General features: G+C 64.3%; 15 protein-coding genes. 2 read left to right on the top strand and 13 right to left on the bottom strand.

Annotated features, from left to right (window positions below):
* Window positions 1-175: 175 nt before the first annotated feature.
* Complete coding sequence (gene clpX / locus KY465_RS16585; RefSeq protein WP_219203196.1) at window positions 176-1,453, bottom strand: ATP-dependent Clp protease ATP-binding subunit ClpX; 1,278 nt, start codon at window positions 1,451-1,453, stop codon at window positions 176-178.
* 304 nt (window positions 1,454-1,757) lie between these two features.
* Entirely contained in the window at window positions 1,758-2,390 is a 633-nt protein-coding gene (gene clpP / locus KY465_RS16580) for an ATP-dependent Clp endopeptidase proteolytic subunit ClpP (protein WP_219203195.1), read from the bottom strand.
* A 479-nt stretch (window positions 2,391-2,869) separates the two neighbouring features.
* Between clpP and KY465_RS16575 the strand changes: the two genes are divergently transcribed.
* Window positions 2,870-4,084 carry a cytochrome P450 gene (locus KY465_RS16575; RefSeq protein WP_219203330.1) on the top strand — a complete coding sequence of 405 codons (1,215 nt, stop codon included), beginning with the start codon at window positions 2,870-2,872 and terminating at the stop codon, window positions 4,082-4,084.
* Here the strand turns inward: KY465_RS16575 and KY465_RS16570 are convergent.
* The 9 genes from KY465_RS16570 to KY465_RS16530 form a co-directional block, all read right to left on the bottom strand.
* Entirely contained in the window at window positions 4,078-9,756 is a 5,679-nt protein-coding gene (locus KY465_RS16570) for a translocation/assembly module TamB domain-containing protein (RefSeq protein WP_219203194.1), read from the bottom strand. The two genes, KY465_RS16575 and KY465_RS16570, sit on opposite strands and share 7 nt — an antisense overlap.
* A 2-nt stretch (window positions 9,757-9,758) precedes the next feature.
* Window positions 9,759-11,726 carry an autotransporter assembly complex protein TamA gene (locus tag KY465_RS16565; RefSeq protein ID WP_255561762.1) on the bottom strand — a complete coding sequence of 656 codons (1,968 nt, stop codon included), beginning with the start codon at window positions 11,724-11,726 and terminating at the stop codon, window positions 9,759-9,761.
* Between the two features lie 183 nt (window positions 11,727-11,909).
* The gene (sufA, locus tag KY465_RS16560) at window positions 11,910-12,314 is read right to left on the bottom strand and encodes a Fe-S cluster assembly scaffold SufA (RefSeq protein WP_219203193.1); all 405 of its coding nucleotides are present in this window, start codon (window positions 12,312-12,314) and stop codon (window positions 11,910-11,912) included.
* 180 nt (window positions 12,315-12,494) lie between these two features.
* The gene (locus tag KY465_RS16555) at window positions 12,495-12,947 is read right to left on the bottom strand and encodes an SUF system Fe-S cluster assembly protein (protein WP_428983043.1); all 453 of its coding nucleotides are present in this window, start codon (window positions 12,945-12,947) and stop codon (window positions 12,495-12,497) included.
* Window positions 12,948-12,984: 37 nt separating this feature from the next.
* Window positions 12,985-14,232: a cysteine desulfurase gene (locus KY465_RS16550; RefSeq protein WP_219203192.1), complete on the bottom strand. Its 1,248-nt coding sequence runs from the start codon at window positions 14,230-14,232 to the stop codon at window positions 12,985-12,987.
* Window positions 14,225-15,499 carry a Fe-S cluster assembly protein SufD gene (gene sufD, locus KY465_RS16545; RefSeq protein WP_219203191.1) on the bottom strand — a complete coding sequence of 425 codons (1,275 nt, stop codon included), beginning with the start codon at window positions 15,497-15,499 and terminating at the stop codon, window positions 14,225-14,227. The genes KY465_RS16550 and sufD overlap by 8 nt, the downstream gene beginning before the upstream one ends.
* 43 nt (window positions 15,500-15,542) lie before the next feature.
* The gene (gene sufC / locus KY465_RS16540) at window positions 15,543-16,298 is read right to left on the bottom strand and encodes a Fe-S cluster assembly ATPase SufC (protein WP_219203190.1); all 756 of its coding nucleotides are present in this window, start codon (window positions 16,296-16,298) and stop codon (window positions 15,543-15,545) included.
* Window positions 16,299-16,435: 137 nt separating this feature from the next.
* Window positions 16,436-17,905 carry a Fe-S cluster assembly protein SufB gene (gene sufB, locus KY465_RS16535; RefSeq protein ID WP_219203189.1) on the bottom strand — a complete coding sequence of 490 codons (1,470 nt, stop codon included), beginning with the start codon at window positions 17,903-17,905 and terminating at the stop codon, window positions 16,436-16,438.
* 155 nt (window positions 17,906-18,060) lie between these two features.
* Window positions 18,061-19,236, bottom strand: coding sequence for a cysteine desulfurase family protein (locus KY465_RS16530; RefSeq protein ID WP_219203188.1), 1,176 nt, complete (start codon window positions 19,234-19,236; stop codon window positions 18,061-18,063).
* Window positions 19,237-19,463: 227 nt separating this feature from the next.
* Between KY465_RS16530 and KY465_RS16525 the strand changes: the two genes are divergently transcribed.
* The gene (locus KY465_RS16525) at window positions 19,464-20,141 is read left to right on the top strand and encodes an alpha/beta hydrolase (protein ID WP_219203187.1); all 678 of its coding nucleotides are present in this window, start codon (window positions 19,464-19,466) and stop codon (window positions 20,139-20,141) included.
* A gap of 146 nt (window positions 20,142-20,287) precedes the next feature.
* Here the strand turns inward: KY465_RS16525 and KY465_RS16520 are convergent, their stop codons facing one another.
* Window positions 20,288-20,989, bottom strand: a complete 702-nt coding sequence (locus KY465_RS16520; protein WP_255561760.1) for an ABC transporter ATP-binding protein — start codon at window positions 20,987-20,989, stop codon at window positions 20,288-20,290.
* Between the two features lie 10 nt (window positions 20,990-20,999).
* Window positions 21,000-22,346 (bottom strand): lipoprotein-releasing ABC transporter permease subunit, encoded by a 1,347-nt coding sequence (locus KY465_RS16515; RefSeq protein ID WP_219203185.1) that lies wholly within the window; start codon window positions 22,344-22,346, stop codon window positions 21,000-21,002.
* Between the last annotated feature and the right edge of the window lie 36 nt (window positions 22,347-22,382).

Here is a 22,382-nt window from a genome sequence, read left to right as displayed (position 1 = left end):
GCAGTCAACTCCGTGCCGAACAAGGCGGCTGAACGGCGGCGCACCAGCGCATCGGCAAGCAAGGCGGGCGGGAAAAAACGCATGAAAAAACCCGCCTAGTCCGGCGGGTTTTTTGCTTCAGTTCACCGATATCGGCATTTGTTCCGACCGGCCGCGGAGGTGCGGCGCGCGGTCCTCAGGCGGTGGCGTTGCCCTTTTCCTCGTCGCGCTCGGCATAGATATACAGCGGACGGGAATTGCCGGTGACCACTTCGTCGGAAATGACGACTTCGCGCACGCCTTCCAGTTCCGGCAGTTCGAACATCGTATCGAGCAGGATCTTTTCCATGATCGAGCGCAGGCCGCGGGCGCCGGTCTTGCGGATGATGCCAAGGCGGGCGATCTCGCGCAGCGCATCGTCATGGAAGGTCAGTTCGACATCTTCCATTTCGAACAGGCGCTGATACTGCTTGACCAGCGCATTTTTCGGCTCCGTGAGGATCTGGATCAGCGCATCCTCGTCGAGATCTTCCAGCGTCGCAAGGACCGGCAGACGTCCGATGAATTCCGGGATCAGACCGAACTTGACGAGGTCCTCCGGCTCAAGAGCGCGCAACACCTCGCCAACCCGCCGTTCGTCCTGGGCGCGCACCGAGGCGCCAAAGCCGATCGAGGTCTTTTCGCCACGCGCCGAGATGATCTTGTCGAGCCCGGCAAAGGCGCCGCCGCAGATGAACAGGATGTTGGTGGTGTCGACCTGCAGGAACTCCTGCTGCGGGTGCTTGCGGCCGCCTTGCGGCGGCACCGAGGCAACCGTGCCTTCCATGATCTTGAGCAGCGCCTGCTGCACGCCCTCGCCCGACACGTCGCGGGTGATCGAGGGGTTGTCCGACTTGCGCGAGATCTTGTCGACCTCGTCGATATAGACGATGCCGCGCTGGGCCCGCTCGACATTGTAGTCGGCGGATTGCAGCAGCTTGAGAATGATGTTCTCGACATCCTCGCCGACATAGCCGGCTTCGGTCAGCGTCGTCGCATCCGCCATGGTGAAGGGCACGTCGATGATGCGTGCCAGCGTCTGCGCCAGGTAGGTCTTGCCGCACCCGGTCGGACCGACCAGCAGGATGTTCGACTTGGCCAGTTCGACATCGGTGCCCTTGGCGGCGTGGTTGAGCCGCTTGTAATGGTTGTGCACCGCCACCGAGAGAATCTTCTTGGCGTCGTGCTGGCCGATGACATATTCGTCGAGCGTGCCGATGATTTCCTGCGGTGTCGGCACGCCATCGCGCGACTTCACCATCGAGGTCTTGTTCTCTTCGCGAATGATGTCCATGCACAATTCGACACATTCGTCACAGATGAACACCGTCGGTCCGGCAATCAGCTTGCGGACCTCGTGCTGGCTCTTTCCGCAGAAAGAGCAATACAGGGTGTTCTTGGAGTCGCCGCCGTTGCTACCGCTGACCTTACTCATTTCTCATTCCTTCCAGTCCGATCTGCTAGGCATTGCCCGGACGCCGTATGTCCTTCGGGAATGGCCTGCCCTCGTATCCGCGCAGCTCAACCGGGGGTGCTATCGGTTCCGAGACAAGGCTTGTCCCAGACCCGCAGGCAACGTCATCCCCGCTTCAATCTTCAAGCTAGGCCCGAAGGCCTCAACTTAGGTTTAACGCATATTATTAACGCGGGCGCCGGCATCTGTCAGTCCCGGCGGGTGAAATCATCTCACATCCGCGTGTATGGTGGCAAAAACGTCGCACAAGCCCGCAAACGCGGCCTTAGCTGCCCGGGGCATCCTCGATATTCTCGCGCTTGTCGATCACCCGATCGATCAATCCGAAGGCTTTTGATTCGTCGGCGGTCATGAAATGGTCACGATCGAGCGTGTTTTCGACGGTCTCGTAGTCCTGGCCCGTATGCTCGACATACACCTCGTTGAGGCGCCGCTTCATCTTGATGATGTCCTGGGCATGGCGCTCGATGTCTGACGCCTGGCCCTGAAACCCGCCCGAAGGCTGGTGCACCATGACGCGGGCGTTCGGGGTGGCAAAACGCATCCCCTTGGTGCCGGCGCACAGAAGCAGCGAGCCCATCGATGCCGCCTGACCGATACACAGGGTCGAAACAGCAGGCTTGATGAACTGCATGGTGTCGTAAATGGCCATTCCGGCCGTCACCACACCCCCCGGAGAATTGATGTAAAGGGCGATCTCCTTTTTCGGATTCTCGGCTTCGAGAAACAGAAGCTGGGCGCATACCAGGGTCGCCATATGATCCTCGATCGGACCGGTGATGAAGATAATGCGCTCCTTGAGCAGCCGGGAGAAGATGTCGTAGGAGCGTTCGCCCCGGTTTGTCTGCTCGACCACCATCGGCACGAGGGCCATTGCCGTATCGATTGTCCGTGTCATCCCAATCCCCTGTCAGCGCCGGCTGTCTGTGCAGCCGGGAATCAATGCCTGTGTTGGCCTCTAGATAGAGACTGACCACCCGGCGATTCAAGACGCAAGGTCCGCAAATCGCTTTCCAGAGTTGTCGCGGCCTTTGGTTAATGAGAGGTTAAGCAGCCCCGCACAGCCCTCTTTTGTGGGGGGACGGCGAGCCGCCGGCAGCAAGCAAGCGCGCTTGTTTACGCGTGCGTAAAGCGTCGGGGAAGACCTCGCACAGTTGTCGAGCAAGAAAAGATCGCCGCCTTTCAAAGCGTTACTCCTTAAATCATCATAATACGTAGAATCAACTAGTGCCGCCGCGACATCTGCCCTAAACTTCGCTGCATACGGACAGAGGCAGGCTAACGTGCCTCGTCAGGCGTTCTGGCTGGGAGGATTTAGCTATGCTCAAGCGCAATCCAAACCTGAGCTCGGTGCTTCCGGTCTTTCACGGCAGCTCGATGCAATTGTCACCGCGCGCGCCGGGTTTCGTGGCCAATCCCTACCCTGCTTACGCGGCCATTCACCGTCACGGCGAGGCCGTGTTCTGGGAGGAATACGGCCACTGGTGTTTTGCCGGATACGACATCGTCAACCTGCTGTTGCGCGACAAGCGGTTCGGCCGGCAGATCACCCATGTTGCCAGCCGCGCCGAGCTTGGCTTGGCTGAGCCGGCACCGCATCTGAGCGCCTTCGACGCGGTCGAGGCCCACTCGCTTCTGGAGCTGGAGCCGCCGGCCCACACCCGGCTGCGCACGCTGGTCAACCGCGCCTTCGTAGCGCGCCAGGTCGAGCAGATGCGGCCGGAAATCGCGACACTGGCCGATCGCCTGATCGACACTTTCATTGCCGATGGCGGCGTCGAATTGCTGTCGCGCTATGCCGAGATCATCCCGGTGACCGTCATTGCGCGCATGCTCGGCATTGCCGAGGATATGGCGCCGCACCTGCTCGACTGGTCGCATCGCATGGTGCGGATGTATACCTTCGCTCGCGATGAGGCGGTCGAGATCGATGCCAATGCGGCGGCGCGCGATTTCGCGTCCTTTATCCGCGATGAAATCGCGCAGCGGCGGGCCAACCCGGACGATGACCTCATCTCGCTGATGCTGACACGAAGTGCGCGCGATGGCGAGATACTGGGGGATGACGAGATCGTCTCGACGGCGATCCTGCTGCTCAATGCCGGGCACGAAGCGACGGTCCACCAGATCGGCAATGCGGTGGCGACGATCCTCGAATTCGGGCTGTGTCCGCGGGCGATGTTCGCCGACCGGCAGACCACGGCGCTGGCCATCGAGGAGATGATGCGCTTTGATCCGCCGCTGCACATGTTCACCCGCTATGCGCTGACCGATTGCGAGCCGGTGCCCGGCGTGTCACTGCGCAAGGGCGAGACCATCGGGCTGCTGCTCGCAGCGGCAAACCGCGATCCGCGCCGCTTTCCCGATCCAGGCAATTTCATCGCCAACCGCACCGAGGGAACGCATCTGGCATTCGGCGCCGGCATTCATTTCTGTCTCGGCGCGCCGCTGGCGCGGCTCGAGTTGCAGATCGCCCTGCCGGCCCTGTTTGCGCGCCTGCCCTCGCATCCGCGCCTGGCGACAACACCGCAGCGACGCGATGCCTATCACTTTCGTGGCCTGACCGAGCTTCAGCTGGTCTGGGATCAGTAATCGCGCTCGAAAAAGATGCCGCCCTTGGTCTCGCCGGACGATGAGGCCGAGCCGCGCAGCTTGAGGCCGCGACCGATCTCGAGGTCGATCGTTGCCTTGCCGGACCCGGCCGAAGCGCCCTGCTCGATGCCCAGATAGGTGCGATCGTTGAGATATTTGCCGACGGCGACTGTCGCCTCGCCGGTGTCTTCGTCGGCCTTGATGTCGAGATTGTCGATACCGGTCGCCTTGCGCAGGCTGCCGACCAGCCCGCCGCCTGAGGCGACGCCCGTCAGTTCGGCGGCGGCGGCGGCCAGCTGGGCAATCTGGAACGGCGAAAGATCGGTCAGCGAGCGACCAAAGACCAGCTGCGCCAGCACCTCGTCGTCCGGCATGTCGGGCGAAGAGGTGAAATCGAACTCGGGGCGTGTTGCCGGGCCGGAGATCAGGATGGTCACCGTCGCCGTGCCGGAGCGCGTCGTGGCGGCGAAATCGAGCGACGGGATCATCGCGCCGGTGAAGCCGATGCGGCCGCTGTCGAAATCAAGGCGTTGTCCGAGAATGTCCAGCCGGCCACGCACAAGATCGAAGCCGCCGATGGCGATCGGGTCGGCGGTGGTGCCGCGCAGCCTCAGGGAGCCGCCAAATTCGGCGTCGATGCCGCGACCGCGCACAAAGATGCGGTTCGGGGCATTGAGCCGCAGATCAAGCGCGATACCGCCCTGGGCGCCGTCGCTGTCGGCGCTGTTGATCCGCGCCTCCTGGCGGCGCACGTCGGCATCGGCATTGCGATGAGCCACATCGAGATGCGCGATGGAGCCCGGCAGGCCGGTGGGGACCGTGATTGTCGTCCGGCCCAGATTGATGGTGCCGCCGAGCGTCGGCAGCCGGGTCAGCGGCCCGGTGACCGTCAGGTCGGCGTCAAACCGGGTGGCCACCAGCTTGCCATCGGCATAGCGGCCTTCGGCAACCTTGACGGCGAGATCGGCGGGAAAGCCCTCCGCCGCGTTCAGTCCAATCCTCCCCGATCCCGTCAGCCGCCCCCCCGACGACAGGGTTCCGGTCAGGGAGCGAATGTTCACCGATTGCCGGTCCAGGCCGATGTCGGCAGCCAGATCGTTGATGGCGATGCCGGATCGCGTGTCGATGAAACGCCCGTCGGCGGTGCGGATGGTGCCAGCAAAATCGGGCGAGGCGAGCGTACCGCCCACGCGCATGTCGAGACTGGCGCTGCCTTCAAGCACCAATCCCTGCGCTGCCAGCTGCGCGGCCAGCAGGCTGAAGGGCGCCGAGCCGCTGGCGTTGATCGACAAGGTTCTGGCGCCGGTCAATCCGACCTGGCCATCGGCATTCAGCACCAGCCCGGACGGATCGCGCGCTGTTGCATCGAAGCTGACGCTATTGCCATCGTAGAGGCCATTGGCGCTGACCGACAGCGGATTGGAGGAGAACCCCGCCAGGGCGTTGGCGCGGACGGAATTGGCGCTGAGATCGAAACGGGCGCGCGGCGCCGACGGCGAACCGGTGACGTCGACAGTGCCGGAAACGGTGCCGGCAAGGCCGGTGCCGGGGGCAAACCGATCGATCGTGCCGAGCGGCAGGCCATCAAGCCGCACATCGAGATCGAGCGCATCGGCGCCGGCACTGCCGGAAACGGTCACGGTGCCGCCGCCGGGCGAGAAGGTCAGCGTCTCGATCTCGGCCATGCCATCGCGAATATTCAGACCGGAGGGACCGGAAAGGGCGACCGGCAGACCCTGATAGATGATGCGCGCCGTGTCGAGTTCGAGACGCGTCTCACCGTCCTCGGCGCGCACGCGTCCTGCCACCTCGAGCGGCAAACCATCGGCATCAGCCGTCGCGTCAAAGCGCGTCCAGCCCTCCTCAAGGCTGACGTCGACATCGACATCGCTGACGGCGGTTTCGCCGGCGTTGAGCGCGGCAACATTCACCGTACCGGTAACCGCCGGGGCCGTGAGGTAATCTCGAATACGCGCATCGACCCGCGCATTGTCGAGCGAAAAGCCGTTGCCGACCAGCGACGCGATGCTCAGATCGGCCGCCAGCACCGGCACGTCATTGTCGATCGAAAGCTCAAGCGCGCCGGTGCCGGAGCCGGTGATGTCGATGCCGGCAAGCGCTGCCAGGGCGCCAAGATCCGGCAAGTCGAGATCGACCGTGCCGGTGGGACGGAACGCCTCATCGAGGCGCAGGGCACCCTCAATGCGATTGTCGTCGAGCTGCAGCCTGAGCGGCTCGATGCGATTGACCCCATCGCGGCTGGTCAGTTGCGCGGTACCGGTGATCGGCTTGCCGCGAAAAGTGCCGGAAATCTCGACATCGGCACGCGGCGTGGCGTCATCGAGCCCGCCGGTTGCGGCGACGCGCAGCGCCTCGATCGGCTCACCGTCAATGGTGATGTCGCGCCCGGCAACGGTGAGGGAAAATTCCGGCGCGGCCAGGGTGCCGGCGATGGCGGCGGAAGCGTTCACGGAACCGGTCGCCAGCGGGTTGAGGGTCGAAACATCGGCGAGTTCGGCGGTCAGCTCGGCCGTGATATTGCGCTCGGCATCAAGCGTCGCGGATCCCGATGCGGTCAGCTCAGCGGAGCTGATCGAGAGATCATCGAGCGTGACGGCATTGCCACCGGGCAGGACAATATCCGCGGCAACACGCATCGTCTCACCGAGCGACGTGCCGAACCCGCTGGCGAAGACATCGGTATCGGCGGTCGCGTCGAGCCGGGCCTGCCCGGTCAGGTCAGGGATATCCAGACCGCCGCTGATTTCGGCGGACAGCGTGTCGCTGACCAGGCGAAGGACGTCGATCTGCAGCGCCGATCCGTCCAGTTGCAGATCGCCAGCCAGACGCAGGCCGCCTGCGGCAGCGCGCGCCAGCACCGGGCTGAGCGGCGCCTGCCCCGGAGCGGCGGCGAGATCATCGAGCACGAGCGCCGGGCTGATCTGCGGCTTTGCCGGCGATCCGGTGATCCGGACAGCGCCATTGAGCGCGCCGGTATAGCCGAGCTCCGGGACCAGCGGTTCAAGGCTTGCAAGCCTGACGCCGTCGAGCGCTACATCGAGATCCAGGGCGTCGGCCCCGGCCGTGCCTGAAACCGCAAGGCTTCCGGCGCCCGGCGACAGGCGCAGCGTGTCGATGGTTGCAACGCCGTCACGCACGGACAGGCGCGCGGGCCCCTCGAGAGTGACGGGCAGTGCCTTGTAGACCAGGGACGCCGCGTCGAGCTGAAGTTCGGTGGCGCCGTCAGCCTGGCGCAGCCGGCCGGACAGGGAGACCGGCAATGCCGCGGCGGTGGCAGCGCCTTCAAAGCGCGTCCAGCCGCCCTCCTCAAGCGACAGATCAACGGCGGCGCCGGTGATTGCCGTGCCGGCGGCGTCAATCTCGCCGGCCGTCAGCGTGCCACGCAATTGCGGGGCAGCGAGGTAGTCGGAAATCTTGATTTCAGCCGCCGCGCCCGACAGTGCAAAGCCTTCGCCGGCAAGCGTGCTGACCGACAGATCGGCGGTCAGCATCGGCGTTTCGCCGACCAGTTCGAGCGCAATGACGCCCTTGCCCTCGCCGCTCAGTTCGACACCCGCCAGCGCGGCCAGAGCGCCGATCGCCGGGAGATCAAGGCTCGCCTGCCCTGTTGGCCGCTGGGCGGCATCAAGCGAAAAGGCGCCGCTGAGGCTATTTTCCGCGACAACAAGCTGCAGTTCGTCAATTTCGGTGGCTTCGCCGCGGCGCATGATGCGAGCGGTGCCGGTCAGCGGTGCGCCGCGAAAGGCCGCGGTCAGTTCAATGTCGGCGGCCGGCGCGCCAGCCTCGAAGCCGCCATTGGCGAGAAGCCGCAGATCTTCGATCGGCTCGCCCTGAATGAGGAGATCATCGCCGGTCAGTGTGGCTTCAAATTGCGGCGAGAGCAGCGCGCCTTCCAGCGTGGTGCTCAGCTCGAGCCTGCCGCTGGCGGCTTCGGTAAAATCGGACAGTTGCGCGATGGTGGCGGTGAGATCAGCGGTGACATTGCGCTGGGCATCGAGCGCCGCACCCCCGGCCACGCTCAGGCGGTCCGTGGCAAGGGTCAGGTCGCTGAGCGTGACGGCGTTGTCGCCGGGCAGGGTGAAATCACCGGCCAGCTTCAGTTGCGGCCCCAGCGTCTCTGGGAGGCCGGCGGTCAGGACCGCGGTATTGAGCTGCCCCTCGATATGCCCGCGTCCCGTCGATTCGGCACGGTTGAAGCTGGCATCGATGATCAGATCGGCGGTGGCGCTGCTGACCGCCAGCGCCTCAAGCGTCAGCTCGTCGCCATTCAGCGCCACACCGCCCTCGACCCGCAGGGCGCCAGCCAGGGCGCGGGCCAGGGTGGCATCGGCGGCGCCAGCCGAACCGGCGGTCAGTTGCAACTGCCCGCCGCCCGTGCCGGCAGCAAGGTCGACATTTCGCAACTGCGCCGACAGGGCGACATTCTCGGCGCTGATGTCCGAGCTCTCAAGGCGCGGCACGGCGGCGGCCAGCACGATTTCGGCATTGTCGGCGGCACCGGCCACAGTCAGCTCGAGACTGTCCAGAAAAAGGGCGATGCGGCCATCATCCTGGCCAACAACGAGTTCGACGGTGCCGCCGGCTTGCGCATCGCGCCCGGTGATGCTGGCGCGGAAATCGGAATTGCCCTGGCGGCTGAGCCTGCCCTGCCCTTCTGCCATCAGGCTGGCCGACCGGAGGGTAAAGAGATCGAGCTGCACGCCGGCATTGTCCGGCTCGAGAAGGCCGGAGGCGACCAGATCGCTGTCCCCCTCGAACAATTGGGCCAGTTGCGGCGGCAGGAAGCGGCCGACCTGGCCGCGCAGCGACGCCTCGAAGGCATGGCCCGCCTCACTGGCCGTGACCGCGGCGGTGCCACTGGCGGCTTGCGCCCCGTTGATCTCGCCGGTGAGATCGAGCTGCCAGTCATCAAGCGCGCCGCGTGACCGGGCTTTCAGCGCCACGGCGTCATCGGGCGACAGGCCGAGCATGTGCGCCATGACACCGCCTGAGGGTTCGCTCAGCGTGGCATCAAGATCGAAGCGCTGCTCGGGAAGATTGACATTGGCCTTGATGATTGCTGCACCGCCGACGCCATCGATGCGATCCACATCGAGATCGACGACGACATCGGACAGGTCCTGGTTCAGTCGCAATGCGCCGGCAGCGGACAGGCGGGCCTCGGAACCGGCGAGCGCCTTGCCGAGCAGGACATCCGGCAGATCGAGCGTGGCGATATCGATGTTCAGCGGCAAGGTCAGCGCGCCACCGGTGGGGTCGGAGTTGTCGGCGACCGCATCGGGACGCCGCAGGATCTCGACCTCGTCGATGTGCAGACGTTCGATGTCAAGACCAGCCGAGAAGATCGCGAAGGGCGCCCAGTCGAGTTCGATGCCGCGCAGCAGCAGCCAGGGATCGCCATCGGCATCGGCGATGGTCAGGTGACCGAGCCGCGTCTGGCCGCTGACCAGGCCGGTGATGCTGTCGACCTCGACCGACTGAATGGCGCTGGAGCCGAGACGATTGACGATCAGCGCCACGACACGGCCGCCGGGCACCGTGGCAAACAGGAAGATCACTGCCGCAACCAGCAGGATGACGAGCGCCAGCGTGCCGATCATGACGCGGCGCAGAAGGGAATGGCCGGCAGCGGGAGGGGCGGCATCACTCATGATCAGAACGCCTGGCCGATGCCGGCGTAGATGCCATAGTCGGGATCCCCGGCGCGGCGATCCAGCGGGATGGCAACGTCGAGCCGCAGCGGACCGAAGGGCGTCTTGTAGCGCACGCCGACTCCGGCGCCGGTGCGCAGTTCGGCATCTTCCAGCCATGAGCCGGCACCGACCGCGCCGGCATCGATGAACGGGACGAGCGCGATCTTCTCGGTGACACCGATGCGCAGCTCGGCGGAGGCTTCCAGGTAGGAGCGGCCGCCGGTCGGGTCTCCGGCCGCATCACGCGGTCCGATCCCCTGATAGGCGTAGCCGCGCACCGAACCGCCGCCGCCGGCGTAATAGCGGCGGTTGGCCGGGATGTCATCGAGATCGGCGCCAAGGATCGTGCCGGCGGCAAGGCGGCCGGCAACCACGAAGCGCTTGGCCTCATCCAGCGCACGGTAGACCGATCCTTCGCCGCGGATCTTGACGAAACTGTTGCCGCCCAGCGTTTCATAGGCGGGCTCGAGATGCGCCAGCAGCCGGTAGCCGCGGGTCGGATCAAGCGTGTCGTTGCGGGCGTCATAGACGAATTCCAGCGGCAGGGCGACGGTCAGTGTCTCCTGCTCGACCGAGAAGCTGTCGGTCAGCCGCGCATATTCGACCTCGACACCGCCCGACAGCGTCTGTCTCTCGGTGCGCTGATAGACCAGCCCGGCCTTGCCGATGACCGAGAAGCGGCGATAGGCATCGGAATCCTCCTGCTCGACCGCGAATTCCGAGGTGAAGGTCGAGGCGGGCGCGATGACCCCCGGTTTTTCAAACAGGAGGGCGCCGCGATAGGTCAGGTCCTGATAGCGCGTGGTGTCGCCGATGCCGGCGACCGATCCTTCGATGCGCAGCTTTTCGGCGCGGCCGAGGAGATTGCGGTGCCCCCAATAGGCCTCGAGACCACCGCCCTCGGTCGATGAAAAAGTGGCGCCGAGACCAAAATAGCGGAATTTGCGTTCGGCGACACCGACCTCGACCGGCACCGAGCCATCGGCATGGAGCGTTTCGGCGCCGCGCACGGCGACGCTGGAAAAGACCTCGAGCGATTTCAGCCGCTTCTCGGCCGCTTCGAGAGCGTCAGGATCATAGACGGTGCCCGGTTCGATGCCGGCCATATAGGCGACAAAATCAGGATCGACCTTTTCGGCGCCGTCAACCGAGGTGGTGCCGAAGGGGGCCACCGGGCCCGCATCCACGTTGATCGTGACATCGAGCGTGTTGGTGGCATGGTCGGCGACAACCTGCCGGCCACTGACTTCCGCGAGAGGCCGGCCCTTCTGCTGCAAGGCCTCGACGATGCGCGTCTCGGCCGCAAGAATGGTTGTCGAGCGGGCGATCGCGCCCGGCTCCAGCCCGTAATTCGAGGGTTCACGCAGGCTCTCCGCCTCGCCGCGCAAGGCCACGGTTCCGAAGGTGAATTGCGGCCCCGGTTCGACGGTGAAGACGACCGGAACAGGCTCATAGACCGACAGATCGGCATCAAGCCGCAGGCTCTCCAGCGGGCGTCCGGCGAGCGTGACATTGACGACGCCGCCATAGCGCGCGTCCTCGTAAAGGGCGCCGAGCAGATGTTCGAAATCCGAGCTGGCGGTGCTGATCAGCCCGACGGAGCCGGAGACCGGGCTGCCTTCCTCGCGGATCAGTTCCGAGGCGGCACGCAGATCGTCGCGCAGATCGTCATCGGCGCCGCTGGCGGTCGGAAACGCGCCGACAATATCGAGGGTTACGCTGTAATTGAGTGGATCGGCGACGAAGACGTCGTCCTTGTCCTCGCTCTCGGATTCAAACAGCTTGAAGCCGAAGATCTCGATGGCTTGCGCCGGCATCGGTGAGGCGAAGAGCAAAACAGCGGCCAGAGCACCGGACGCGGCCCCGCGCAAGCGCAGCCCAAAGCGGCCGCGCGCCAAAGAGTTGTGATACAGCGCGTTCCTCGACATCTACTCACTTTAACAACGGCCGGTGAACGGCTTCTGAATCATCGACCACTGAATCATTGGCTACGGGCGGCAATTTGATCGTGATCGAGTGCAACCACAGGATTTTGGCAATTGAAAGGACGCGCCGGAATGGTTTTGACACCTCCGCCGCTCGCTCCGGCCTCCCCGAGAGGGGCTGTTTCCTCAGGGGGTTTTAACGAAGGGATTGCCCTCGGCGGCAAGGCGGGCGAGATCGGCCGGCTGCAATTCGACCGATTCACCGCATCCGCAAGCCGAAGTCTGGTTGGGGTTGTTGAAGATGAACCCGGAGCGCAGGCGGGTGACTTCATAGTCCATTTCGGTGCCGAGCAGGTACAGGGTTGCCTCGGGGGCGATGAAGACCACGGCCCCGTCGCGCTCGACCCTGTCGTCCTTAGCGTCCGGTTCATGCACCAGGTCGACGGTGTATTCCATGCCGGCACAGCCGCCCTTCTTGATGCCGACGCGGATGCCGGCCGCGCGGCCCTTGTCACTGGCACCCGCGCCGGCGACGATCTCCTTGACGCGCTCGGCGGCGGCGTCGGACAGGGTCAGAACTTCAAAAGCCATCGGCGTCTCCTTTCAGGCGGCAGCAGCGCAGTGCGCCTCGTGGATTCTGCGAGACTGCCCCAAGGCGCGCCCCTGTCTGCCGCACCTTAAATGTAAGTGGGAACAGCGATGCGAACAAGGTGCTGCGGGCGGGACGCCGCGGGCGGCGCGGCGTTGCAGGCTGTTGCTCGGCGGCGCTGATCAATACCAGCCGACAGCGACCTGCGCCTCTTCCGACATGCGGTCCGGTGTCCACGGCGGATCAAAGGTCATCGCCACCTCGACGCCGGACACGCCCTCGACAGCGGACACGGCGTTCTCGACCCAGCCGGGCATCTCGCCGGCCACCGGGCAACCGGGAGCGGTCAGGGTCATCAGCACCTTGACCGAACGGTCATCTTCGATGTCGATCTTGTAGATCAGGCCGAGCTCATAGATATCCGAGGGAATTTCCGGGTCATAGACGGTCTTCAGGGCGCTGACGATGTCATCGGACAGACGCGCCAGTTCCTCTGTCGGCAGCGCCGACCGGGTGCCCGCACCCTCCGCGGAGCTTGCAGCCCCCTCGCCGCCATTGGCTGCGCCGGCGTCAGCGTGCTCGCTCGTCACAGGCTCGTCGGGCTGTTGCGCGGTGTTGGCGGTGATTTCACTCATTTGCATCGTCTCTCTCCAGTGCCTTGGAACGGCCGGGTCAGGTGAAGAAGTCGCGGGCCCGGTCCAGCGCCTCGACCAGGGCATCGACCTCTGCATGGGTATTATATAGGCCGAAGGAGGCCCGGCAGGTAGAGGTGACGCCAAAACGCTTGAGCAGCGGCTGGGCACAATGGGTGCCGGCGCGCACGGCGACACCGGACCGGTCGATCAGCATCGAAATGTCATGCGCGTGGATCCCCTCGATCTCGAAGGAAAAGATTGCACCCTTGCCCGGCGCTGTGCCGATCATGCGCAGCGCGTTGACGGCAGTCAGCCTCTGATGCGCGTAGTCCGCCAGGGATGCCTCATGCGCGGCAATCCGGTCGCGGCCAAGATCGAGCATGTAACGCAGCGCCGCACCGAGACCGATCGCCTGGACGATCGGCGGGGTGCCCGCCTCGAAGCGATGCGGCGGATCATTGTAGGTGACGCGATCCTCGCTGACGTCCTCGATCATCTCGCCGCCGCCCATGAACGGCCGCATGGCCTGCAGGCGGTCGGCCTTGCCATATAGAACGCCGATGCCCGACGGGCCGTAGAGCTTGTGGCCGGTCATGACGAACCAGTCACAGTCGATATCGGCGACATCGACCGGCAGGTGCACCGCCGACTGGCTGCCATCGACAAGCACGGGAATGCCGCGCTCGTGGGCAATGCGGCAGACCTCCTTGACGGGGACGATGGTGCCGAGAACGTTCGACATATGGGTGATGGCGACCAGTTTGGTGCGCTCGCTCAGGCAGTCCGTGAAGGCATCGAGATCGAAGCTGCCATCCTCGCCAACCGGCGCCCAGACCAGCTTTGCCCCCTGGCGCTCGCGCAGGAAATGCCAGGGCACGATGTTGGAATGATGCTCCATGATCGACAGGACGATCTCGTCGCCCTCACCGATATGCGGCATGGCATGGCCATAGGCGACGGTGTTGATCGCCTCGGTGGTCGATTTGGTGAAGATGATGTTGTCGACGGACGGGGCATTGAGAAAGCTGCGCACGGTTTCGCGCGCGTTTTCATAGGCATCGGTGGCCGCGTTGGACAGAAAATGCAGGCCGCGATGAACATTGGCATATTCGTTGGCGTAGGCATGACTGACCGCATCGATGACCGCCTGCGGCTTTTGCGCCGACGCGCCATTGTCGAGATAGACCAGCGGCTTGCCGTGCACCTGCCGGGACAGGATCGGGAAATCGCGGCGGACGGCCTCGACGTCGTAGGCAGCGGTCACGGGGCGGGCCGGCTCAGACATGGCGGTCCAGCCAGTCTTCGACCCGCCGCTTGAGCACATCGGCGAGTTCTTCATTGTCGAGCTCATCAAGCAGCTCGTCGACAAAACCGTTGATCAGGAGTTGCCGGGCCACCTTCTCGGAAATGCCGCGCGCCGTCAGATAGAACAGATGCGCCGGATCGAGATCGATCACCGTGGCGCCATGCGCGCAGATGACATCGTCGGCAAAGATCTCAAGCTCCGGCTTGGCGTCGAACTCGCCCTCGTCTGTCAGAAGCAGGGTGTTGCACGCCATCTGCGCGTCGGTCTTCTGCGCTTCGCGGGCGACGCGGATCTGGCCCTGGAACACGCCGCGCGCCCGGTCGAGCACGACATTGCGGACCACTTCCTCCGAGGTGGTGTGCGGCGCCGAATGATCGATCGACAGGGTCACGTCGGTGTGTCCCTGGCCGGCGAGCAGATTGATGGCGCGCAGATCGAAATGCGCCCCCTCGCCCTCGACCTTGACCACGACTTCCTGGCGCACCAGGTGGCCGCCGGTGTTGATGACGAACAGCCTGAGACGGGCGCCTTCGGCCAGTTCGGCGCGCAATTGCCCGAGATGGACGTCATCGGCGCCACGATCCTGCAGGATGATCCAGGTCAGGTCGGCGTTCTCCGCCAATTTGAGAACACTGACCGAAGAGGTCAGGCCGGCGCTGTCTCCGCTGCGTGCATGGCGTTCGAGGATCGTTGCACGGCTTGCCGCATTGGCCTCGAACTCGAAGCGCCCATGCGCCTGACCGCCATCCTGCACAGCCTGGAGTTCAAGGATCGGGGCAAGTTCGGCCTCGCTGTCGAGGCTCATCACATAGCCGTCGGTGACAAAGGCGCTGTTGATCATACCGATCGCATCATCGCGGCCAAGCGGCTGCAGCGTCTCGCTGGCGCCGCCGGCGAGCAGACGCTCCTGCAGCGATGTACAGGTCAGGCCGTCCGCGGCGGCCGGTTGGACATGCGTGCCCTGCAGCAGCGGAAGGATCAGCGCGTTGGGCGCGATCGGCGGCAATGCATCGGCGGCGCCGGCCGGCTGAGGACCGGGCACGGACTTCAGCAGCGTGCGCAGGTCGGTATAGTGCCAGGCCTCGATGCGGCGCGAGGGCAGACCGGTCTCGGTCAGCTGCGCGATCAGGCGATCGCGGTGTGCGGTGAGCTCGGCATCGCCCGGCAGATCGCTGACTTTTGCGACAAAGGCGTCGATCAGCCCTTGCTCGGCCGGCGTCAAAGTCGGTTTCGACTGAATATTCATTGGGTTATTCCTGCCTCTTCGGCTGCAGTTTGCTCGAACCGGTTCAGGCCGCGGCCTCGATGATATCGGCATAGCCATGCGCTTCGAGTTCGCTTGCCAGCGACTTGTCGCCGGACTTGATCACCTGGCCCTGGTAGAGCACATGCACGGTGTCAGGGACGATGTGCTCCAGCAGACGCTGATAGTGCGTGATGACGATGATCGCCCGGTCCGGGGCGCGCAGGGCGTTGACGCCGTCCGCGACAATCTTCAGGGCATCGATATCGAGGCCGGAATCGGTCTCGTCGAGAACGCACAGATTCGGTTCCAGCAGCTTCATCTGCAGGATTTCGGCGCGTTTCTTCTCGCCGCCGGAGAAGCCGACATTGAGCGCCCGCTTGAGCATTTCCGGTTCGATCTTCAGTTCGGCGGCACGCTCACGCACCAGGCGGATGAAGTCCGGCGTCTTCAGTTCTTCCTCGCCGCGCGCCTTGCGCTGCTCGTTGATCGCCACCTTGAGGAACTGCATGGTGGCGACGCCGGGAATTTCCACCGGGTACTGGAATGCGAGGAAAATGCCCTTGGCGGCGCGCTCGGAGGGTTCCAGATCGAGGATGGATTCGCCGTTGTAGAGAATGTCGCCCTCGGTCACCTCATAGCCGTCACGGCCGGCCAGCACATAGGACAGGGTCGATTTTCCCGAGCCGTTGGGGCCCATGATGGCCGCGACTTCGCCGGCTGCAACCTTCAGGTTGAGACCGCGAATGATCTCGGTGCCGCTTTCGGCAATGCGGGCGTGCAGGTTCTTGATCTCAAGCATGGGTTTCACTTTCTCTCATCATCGCAAGTGCGGCAGGCGCCGGCCTGACAATCCGTGGCGCTCGGCGCCGCCGCTTTCAACTTGTTCGCCGCGCCGGCCTCTTGCGCCGCGCGGCCATTTCATTGCGGGCCGGGTCCCTAGCCGACGCTGCCTTCAAGGGAGATGCCGATCAGCTTCTGCGCTTCAACGGCAAATTCCATCGGCAATTGCTGAATCACATCCTTGACGAAGCCGTTGACGATCAAGGCGATCGCCTCCTCCTCGGGGATGCCGCGCGCCAGGCAATAAAACAGCTGATCATCGGAAATCTTCGACGTCGTCGCCTCATGCTCGAACTGCGCCGAGGCGTTCTTCGCCTCGATATAGGGTACGGTGTGGGCGCCGCAGCGATCGCCGATCAGCAGCGAATCGCACTGCGTGAAATTGCGCGCATTGGCGGCCTTGCGGTGCGCCGAGACCTGGCCGCGATAGGTGTTGTTGGACTGGCCGGCGGAGATGCCCTTGGAGATGATGCGGCTCGACGTGTTCTTGCCCAGATGCAGCATCTTGGTGCCGGAATCGATCTGCTGATGGCCGTTGGAGACGGCAATCGAGTAGAATTCGCCGCGCGAATTGTCGCCGCGCAGAATGCAGGACGGATACTTCCAGGTGATCGCTGAGCCGGTCTCGACCTGGGTCCAGGAGATTTTTGAATTGCGGCCGCGGCAATCGCCACGCTTGGTGACGAAATTGTAGATGCCGCCCTTGCCTTCCTTGTCGCCGGGATACCAGTTCTGCACCGTCGAATACTTGATCTCGGCATCGTCCAGCGCGACCAGTTCGACGACCGCAGCATGCAGCTGGTTCTCATCGCGTTGCGGCGCCGTGCAGCCCTCGAGATAGGAGACGTAAGCGCCCTCCTCGCAGATGATCAGCGTGCGTTCAAACTGGCCGGTGTTCTGGTCGTTGATACGGAAATAGGTCGACAGTTCCATCGGGCAGCGCACGCCCTTCGGCACGTAGACGAAGGAGCCGTCGGTGAACACGGCGGAATTGAGCGTGGCATAGAAATTGTCGCTGGTCGGCACGACCGAGCCGATATATTTGCGCACGAGCTCGGGATGCTCGCGCAGGGCCTCGGAGATCGACATGAAGATGACGCCGGCCTTCTTCAGCTCCTCCTTGAAGGTGGTGACCACGGAGACCGAATCGAACACCGCATCCACGGCGATCTTGGATTGCTGCACCCCGGCGAGCATTTCCTGCTCGCGCAGCGGAATGCCGAGCTTCTCATAGGTGGCCAGCAATTCCGGATCGACCTCGTCGAGCGTCTTCGGTCCCGCCGCCGTCTTCGGCGCGGAATAATAATAAAGGTCCTGGAAGTCGATTTGCGGATAGTCGACGCGCGCCCAGCTTGGCTCTTCCATGGTCAGCCAGCGGCGGTAGGCCGCCAGGCGCCATTCGAGCATCCATTCGGGCTCCTGCTTCTTGGCCGAGATGAACCGAATGATGTCTTCCGACAGGCCCTTGGGTGCCTTGTCGGTCTCGATGATCGTCTCAAAACCGTATTTGTACTGATCGACGTCAATCTGGCGGACCTGATCGATCGTTTCCTGCACCGCAGGCATGGTGTTCTCCAATCTCGCCGGGTCAAGGCCGGCAGCTTGCTGTCACGTCGTGCGATCCCCTTCGGCCAAGCCGAAGTCCTGTCGCCTATGTATGGTGCCTGAAGCCGAGTTGCCACTCCGATAGCATCAAAACCGGAGTTTTTCACTCAAATTTTTCAGGCGGCATTCGCGCCGGCGATTCTCTCGCGCCGGCGGGCATTCAGTTTCGCAAAGGCCGCGGTAAAGGCCTCGATCTCGGCCTCCCCGGTGGCCATGCCGATACTCAGGCGCAAGGCGCCGAGATCGGCATCGGCACCCATCGCCTCAAGGACATGGCTGCGCCCGATCTTTCCCGACGAGCAGGCCGAGCCGGCCGACAGGGCGATGCCTTCCATGTCGAAGGCGATCTGCGCCGTTTCGGCCTTCAGCCCCGGTAGAGCAAAACAACTGGTGTTGGGCAGTCGTTCCACACCGGATGCGTAAATCGTGATATCGGCGGCTTCGCTGCGCATATGCGCCTCGATGCGGTCGCGCTTTGCCGCCAGGGCGCTGCTGCGGGCAAGATCCGCGGCTGCGATCTCGGCAGCGACGCCGAAACCGGCGATGGCAGCAACGTTCTCGGTACCGGCGCGATGGCCTTTTTCCTGGCCGCCACCGCGCAGCAGCGGCTCGGGCATCAGCATCTCGCCGCGCGCGATCACCGCGCCCGCCCCCTGCGGCCCGCCCAGCTTGTGCGCCGAGAGGAACAGGAAGTCGGCGCCGAGCGCCTCGGCGTCAATGGCAATGCGCCCAGCCGCCTGCACTGCGTCAACAATCATTGTACCGCCGAAGCGGTGCACCAGATCCGCCACGGCGCGGACCGGCTGAATGACGCCGGTTTCGCTGTTGGCCAGTTGCAGCGCCAGGAGGAAGCTCCCCTGCTCGCGCGCCGCATGCGCCGACAAGGCCTGTTCGGCGGCGGCAAGGTCAATGCGGCCCTCGGCATCGACCGGCAGGATGCCGGTGTCAGCCGGATCAAAACGGCCGCCGGCCAGAACACAGGGATGTTCGACGGCACTGACAAACAAGCGGCTGTGGCGCAAGGGCGCCCGCCCCATGCGATAGGCCGGTGCCAGAAGGTGGTTGGCCGCCTCGGTCGCACTGGCGACAAAGACGACATGCGCCGGATCGGCGCCGCACAGGCGCGCAACGCTGGCGCGCGCGGTCGAGACCAGCTGCCGTGCCCTGCGCCCCTCGGCGTGCACGGAAGAGGCATTGCCCGGCTGATCCAGCGCAGCGATCATCGCCGCGCGCGCATCGGGATGCAAAGGCGCAGTGGCGTTGTAATCGAGATAGGCGCGGTGCCGGCTCATTTGCTTCCTTGTGCTGGCGCCCCGGGGTCACCGGATGTGCCCCGCCGCGTCGCATTTTTCTTGAATTTTCGGCTCACGATGTCCTATGACATCGGCACCTGATGAAACTTACAGTTTCGAACTATTCTAAACTAGGTTCTAGGGAGCGGCGCTGCCGCCGTCAAGACCGAGCGGTAGCGCTTTCCCCGCCGCAATCGGCCCCTGAACCTTCATGAATTGGAGCCCGAATGCCCGAAGTGATTTTCAACGGCCCTGCCGGTCGGCTCGAAGGCCGTTATCAGCCTGGCAAGGACAAGAACGCGCCGATCGCCATCGTGCTGCACCCGCATCCGCAATTCGGCGGCACGATGAACAACCAGATCATCTACCAGCTGTTTTACATGTTCCAGCAGCGCGGCTTTACCACCCTGCGCTTCAATTTCCGCTCGATCGGCCGCAGCCAGGGCGAATTCGACCATGGCGCCGGCGAACTCTCCGACGCGGCGGCGGCTCTCGACTGGGTCCAGAGCCTGCATCCGGATTCGAAGAATTGCTGGGTGGCCGGGTATTCGTTCGGCGCATGGATCGGCATGCAGCTTCTGATGCGACGCCCGGAGATCGAGGGTTTCATCTCGGTGGCACCACAGCCGAACACCTATGATTTCTCGTTCCTGGCCCCCTGCCCGTCATCGGGCCTGATCATTCACGGCACCGGCGACCGCGTCGCACCGGAAAAGGACGTCAACGGCCTGGTCGAGAAGCTGAAGCAGCAAAAGGGTATCCTGATCACCCAGAAGACCGTGCCGGACGCCAACCATTTCTTCGCCAACAAGGTCGACGACCTGATCGCCGAGTGCAGCGATTATCTCGACCGGCGGCTGGCTGGCGAACTGGTGCCGGACGCTTCACTGAAAAAGCTGCGCTAACGCGTCAGGGATGAAAAAGCTGCGCTGACGCGTCACGGCTGAAAAAGCTGCACTGGCGCGTCAGGGATGAAAAAGCTGCGCTGACGCGTCACGGCTGAAAAAGCTGCACTGACGCCCCGATTGAAGAGAAAGCCGAATTCCGCGTCTCAGAGCGCCGCGGCGGCCGTGGCGTCGACCACCTTGCCCGCATGCAGGGTCACGCAGCGGTCAAGCCGGGCTGCAAGCTCGTGGTTGTGGGTGGCAATCACCGCCGCCAGCCCCGACTGGCGCACCAGCGCATCCAGGGCCTCAAAGACATAGCCGGCCGTTTCGGGGTCGAGATTGCCGGTCGGCTCGTCGGCCAGCAGAACGCTCGGCGCATTGGCGACGGCGCGGGCGATGGCGACGCGCTGCTGCTCGCCGCCCGACAGTTCGGCCGGCCGGTGATCGGCGCGATGCCCGATGCGCATGTAGTCGAGCAACTGGGCGGCGCGGTCACGCGCTTCGGCCCGCGTCAGGCCGGCAATCAGCTGCGGCATCATGATGTTTTCGAGCGCCGAGAATTCCGGCAGCAAATGGTGGAACTGGTAGACGAAACCGATCTCGGTGCGGCGCACCGCGGTGCGTTCGGCGTCGTTCATCGCCCCGCACTGGCGGCCATTGATGGTGATCTCGCCGGCATCGGGCATCTCGAGCAGGCCGGCGAGCTGCAACAGCGTCGATTTGCCGGTTCCCGACGGGGCGACCAGCGCCACGGTCTCGCCGGGCCGGACGAAAAAATCCGCCTGGTCGAGAATGGTCAGTTGGCGGTCGCCTTGCGTAAAGCGGCGCTCGATGCCGGTCATCCGCAGGGCGGCGGTGTCGGCCATGCCTGTCTTCCTATTCATAACGCAATGCCTGCACAGGATCGAGGCGCGAGGCGCGCCAGGAGGGGATCAGAGTGGCGATGAAGGAGAGCGCCAGGGCGACGATCAGCACCGTGATGGTCTCGCCGGATTCCATGTCGGCGGGCAGCTGGCTGAGGAAATAGAGTTCGGGATCGAAAAGCACCGTGCCGGACATCCAGGAGAAGAACTGACGGATCGATTCGACATTCAGACAGACCACGACACCGAGCACGAAACCGGCCAGGGTGCCGGCGACACCGATCGCCGCGCCGGTCATGAAGAAGATGCGCATGACGGCCCCCGAGGTGGCGCCCATGGTGCGCAGGATGGCGATGTCGCGCCCCTTGTCCTTGACCAGCATGATCAGCCCGGAAACGATGTTCAGTGCCGCGACGAGGATGATCAGCGTCAGGATCAGGAACATGACGTTGCGCTCAACCTGCAGGGCATTGAAAAAGGTGCGGTTGCGCTGGCGCCAGTCGGTGATGAAGATCTGGCGCTCGGCGGTCGCCTCGATCCTGCCGCGCATGACATCGACCGCGTCGGGATCATCGAGCATGATCTCGATCGACTGAACGACGCCTTCGGAGTTGAAGTAAAGCTGCGCTTCCTCGAGCGGCATGAAGATGATGGTCGAATCATATTCGCTCATGCCGACCTCGAAGATGGCGGTGACCGGATAGGCCTTGACGCGCGGCGTCAGGCCGAACGGGGTCACATCGCCTTCCGGCGCGATCAGCGTGATGTCGTCGCCGACCGCCAGGCCAAGCGCCTGCGCCATGCGGGTGCCGATGGCCACACCCTCGCCGGCGGCAAAGCCGAGCAGATCGCCGGTCGCGATGTTGCCTGCGACCATCTCCAGTTCGCCAAGATCCTCGGCGCGCAAACCGCGCACGAAGGCGCCGGTGCCGGCCCCTCCGGCGCCCGAGGCCAGGGTCTGTCCCTCGACCAGCGGAATGGCTTCGGCGACGCCGTCGACAGCGCGCAATCTGGTGGCGAGATCGGCATAGTCCGTGAAGGGCTGGTCGATCGGCTGGACGATCATGTGACCATTGACGCCGAGGATGCGGTCGATCAGTTCGGTGCGAAACCCGTTCATCACCGCCATGACGATGATCAGCGTGGCAACCCCAAGCATGATGCCGACAAAGGAAAAGCCGGCGATCACCGAGATGAAGGCTTCCTTGCGGCGTGAGCGCAGATAGCGCCAGGCGACCATGCGCTCGAAGGCGGAAAAGGGTCTTGCCGCTGCCGTGGCTCGCTCATCACCGGCAGCCGGACCGGCCGTCGGGCTGGGATCTTGTTGCGGCTGACCGCCCGGGCCTGTCGTGTCGCTCATACGGATACCCTCGCCTTGTTGTCGCCGCGCGATGGA

Source organism: Neohoeflea coraliihabitans, from assembly GCF_019334345.1.
Classification (GTDB): Bacteria; Pseudomonadota; Alphaproteobacteria; order Rhizobiales; family Rhizobiaceae; genus Pseudohoeflea; species Pseudohoeflea coraliihabitans.
This window is presented reverse-complemented; position numbering and strand designations above follow the sequence as displayed.

Bases quoted from the DNA above. Each gene is read 5' to 3' on its own strand.
- clpX (WP_219203196.1), bottom strand. From the start codon at position 1,453: ATGAGTAAGGTCAGCGGTAGCAACGGCGGCGACTCCAAGAACACCCTG.
- clpP (WP_219203195.1), bottom strand. From the start codon at position 2,390: ATGACACGGACAATCGATACGGCAATGGCCCTCGTGCCGATGGTGGTC.
- KY465_RS16575 (WP_219203330.1), top strand. From the start codon at position 2,870: ATGCAATTGTCACCGCGCGCGCCGGGTTTCGTGGCCAATCCCTACCCT.
- KY465_RS16570 (WP_219203194.1), bottom strand. From the start codon at position 9,756: ATGAGTGATGCCGCCCCTCCCGCTGCCGGCCATTCCCTTCTGCGCCGC.
- KY465_RS16565 (WP_255561762.1), bottom strand. From the start codon at position 11,726: ATGTCGAGGAACGCGCTGTATCACAACTCTTTGGCGCGCGGCCGCTTT.
- sufA (WP_219203193.1), bottom strand. From the start codon at position 12,314: ATGGCTTTTGAAGTTCTGACCCTGTCCGACGCCGCCGCCGAGCGCGTC.
- KY465_RS16555 (WP_428983043.1), bottom strand. From the start codon at position 12,947: ATGAGTGAAATCACCGCCAACACCGCGCAACAGCCCGACGAGCCTGTG.
- KY465_RS16550 (WP_219203192.1), bottom strand. From the start codon at position 14,232: ATGTCTGAGCCGGCCCGCCCCGTGACCGCTGCCTACGACGTCGAGGCC.
- sufD (WP_219203191.1), bottom strand. From the start codon at position 15,499: ATGAATATTCAGTCGAAACCGACTTTGACGCCGGCCGAGCAAGGGCTG.
- sufC (WP_219203190.1), bottom strand. From the start codon at position 16,298: ATGCTTGAGATCAAGAACCTGCACGCCCGCATTGCCGAAAGCGGCACC.
- sufB (WP_219203189.1), bottom strand. From the start codon at position 17,905: ATGCCTGCGGTGCAGGAAACGATCGATCAGGTCCGCCAGATTGACGTC.
- KY465_RS16530 (WP_219203188.1), bottom strand. From the start codon at position 19,236: ATGAGCCGGCACCGCGCCTATCTCGATTACAACGCCACTGCGCCTTTG.
- KY465_RS16525 (WP_219203187.1), top strand. From the start codon at position 19,464: ATGCCCGAAGTGATTTTCAACGGCCCTGCCGGTCGGCTCGAAGGCCGT.
- KY465_RS16520 (WP_255561760.1), bottom strand. From the start codon at position 20,989: ATGGCCGACACCGCCGCCCTGCGGATGACCGGCATCGAGCGCCGCTTT.
- KY465_RS16515 (WP_219203185.1), bottom strand. From the start codon at position 22,346: ATGAGCGACACGACAGGCCCGGGCGGTCAGCCGCAACAAGATCCCAGC.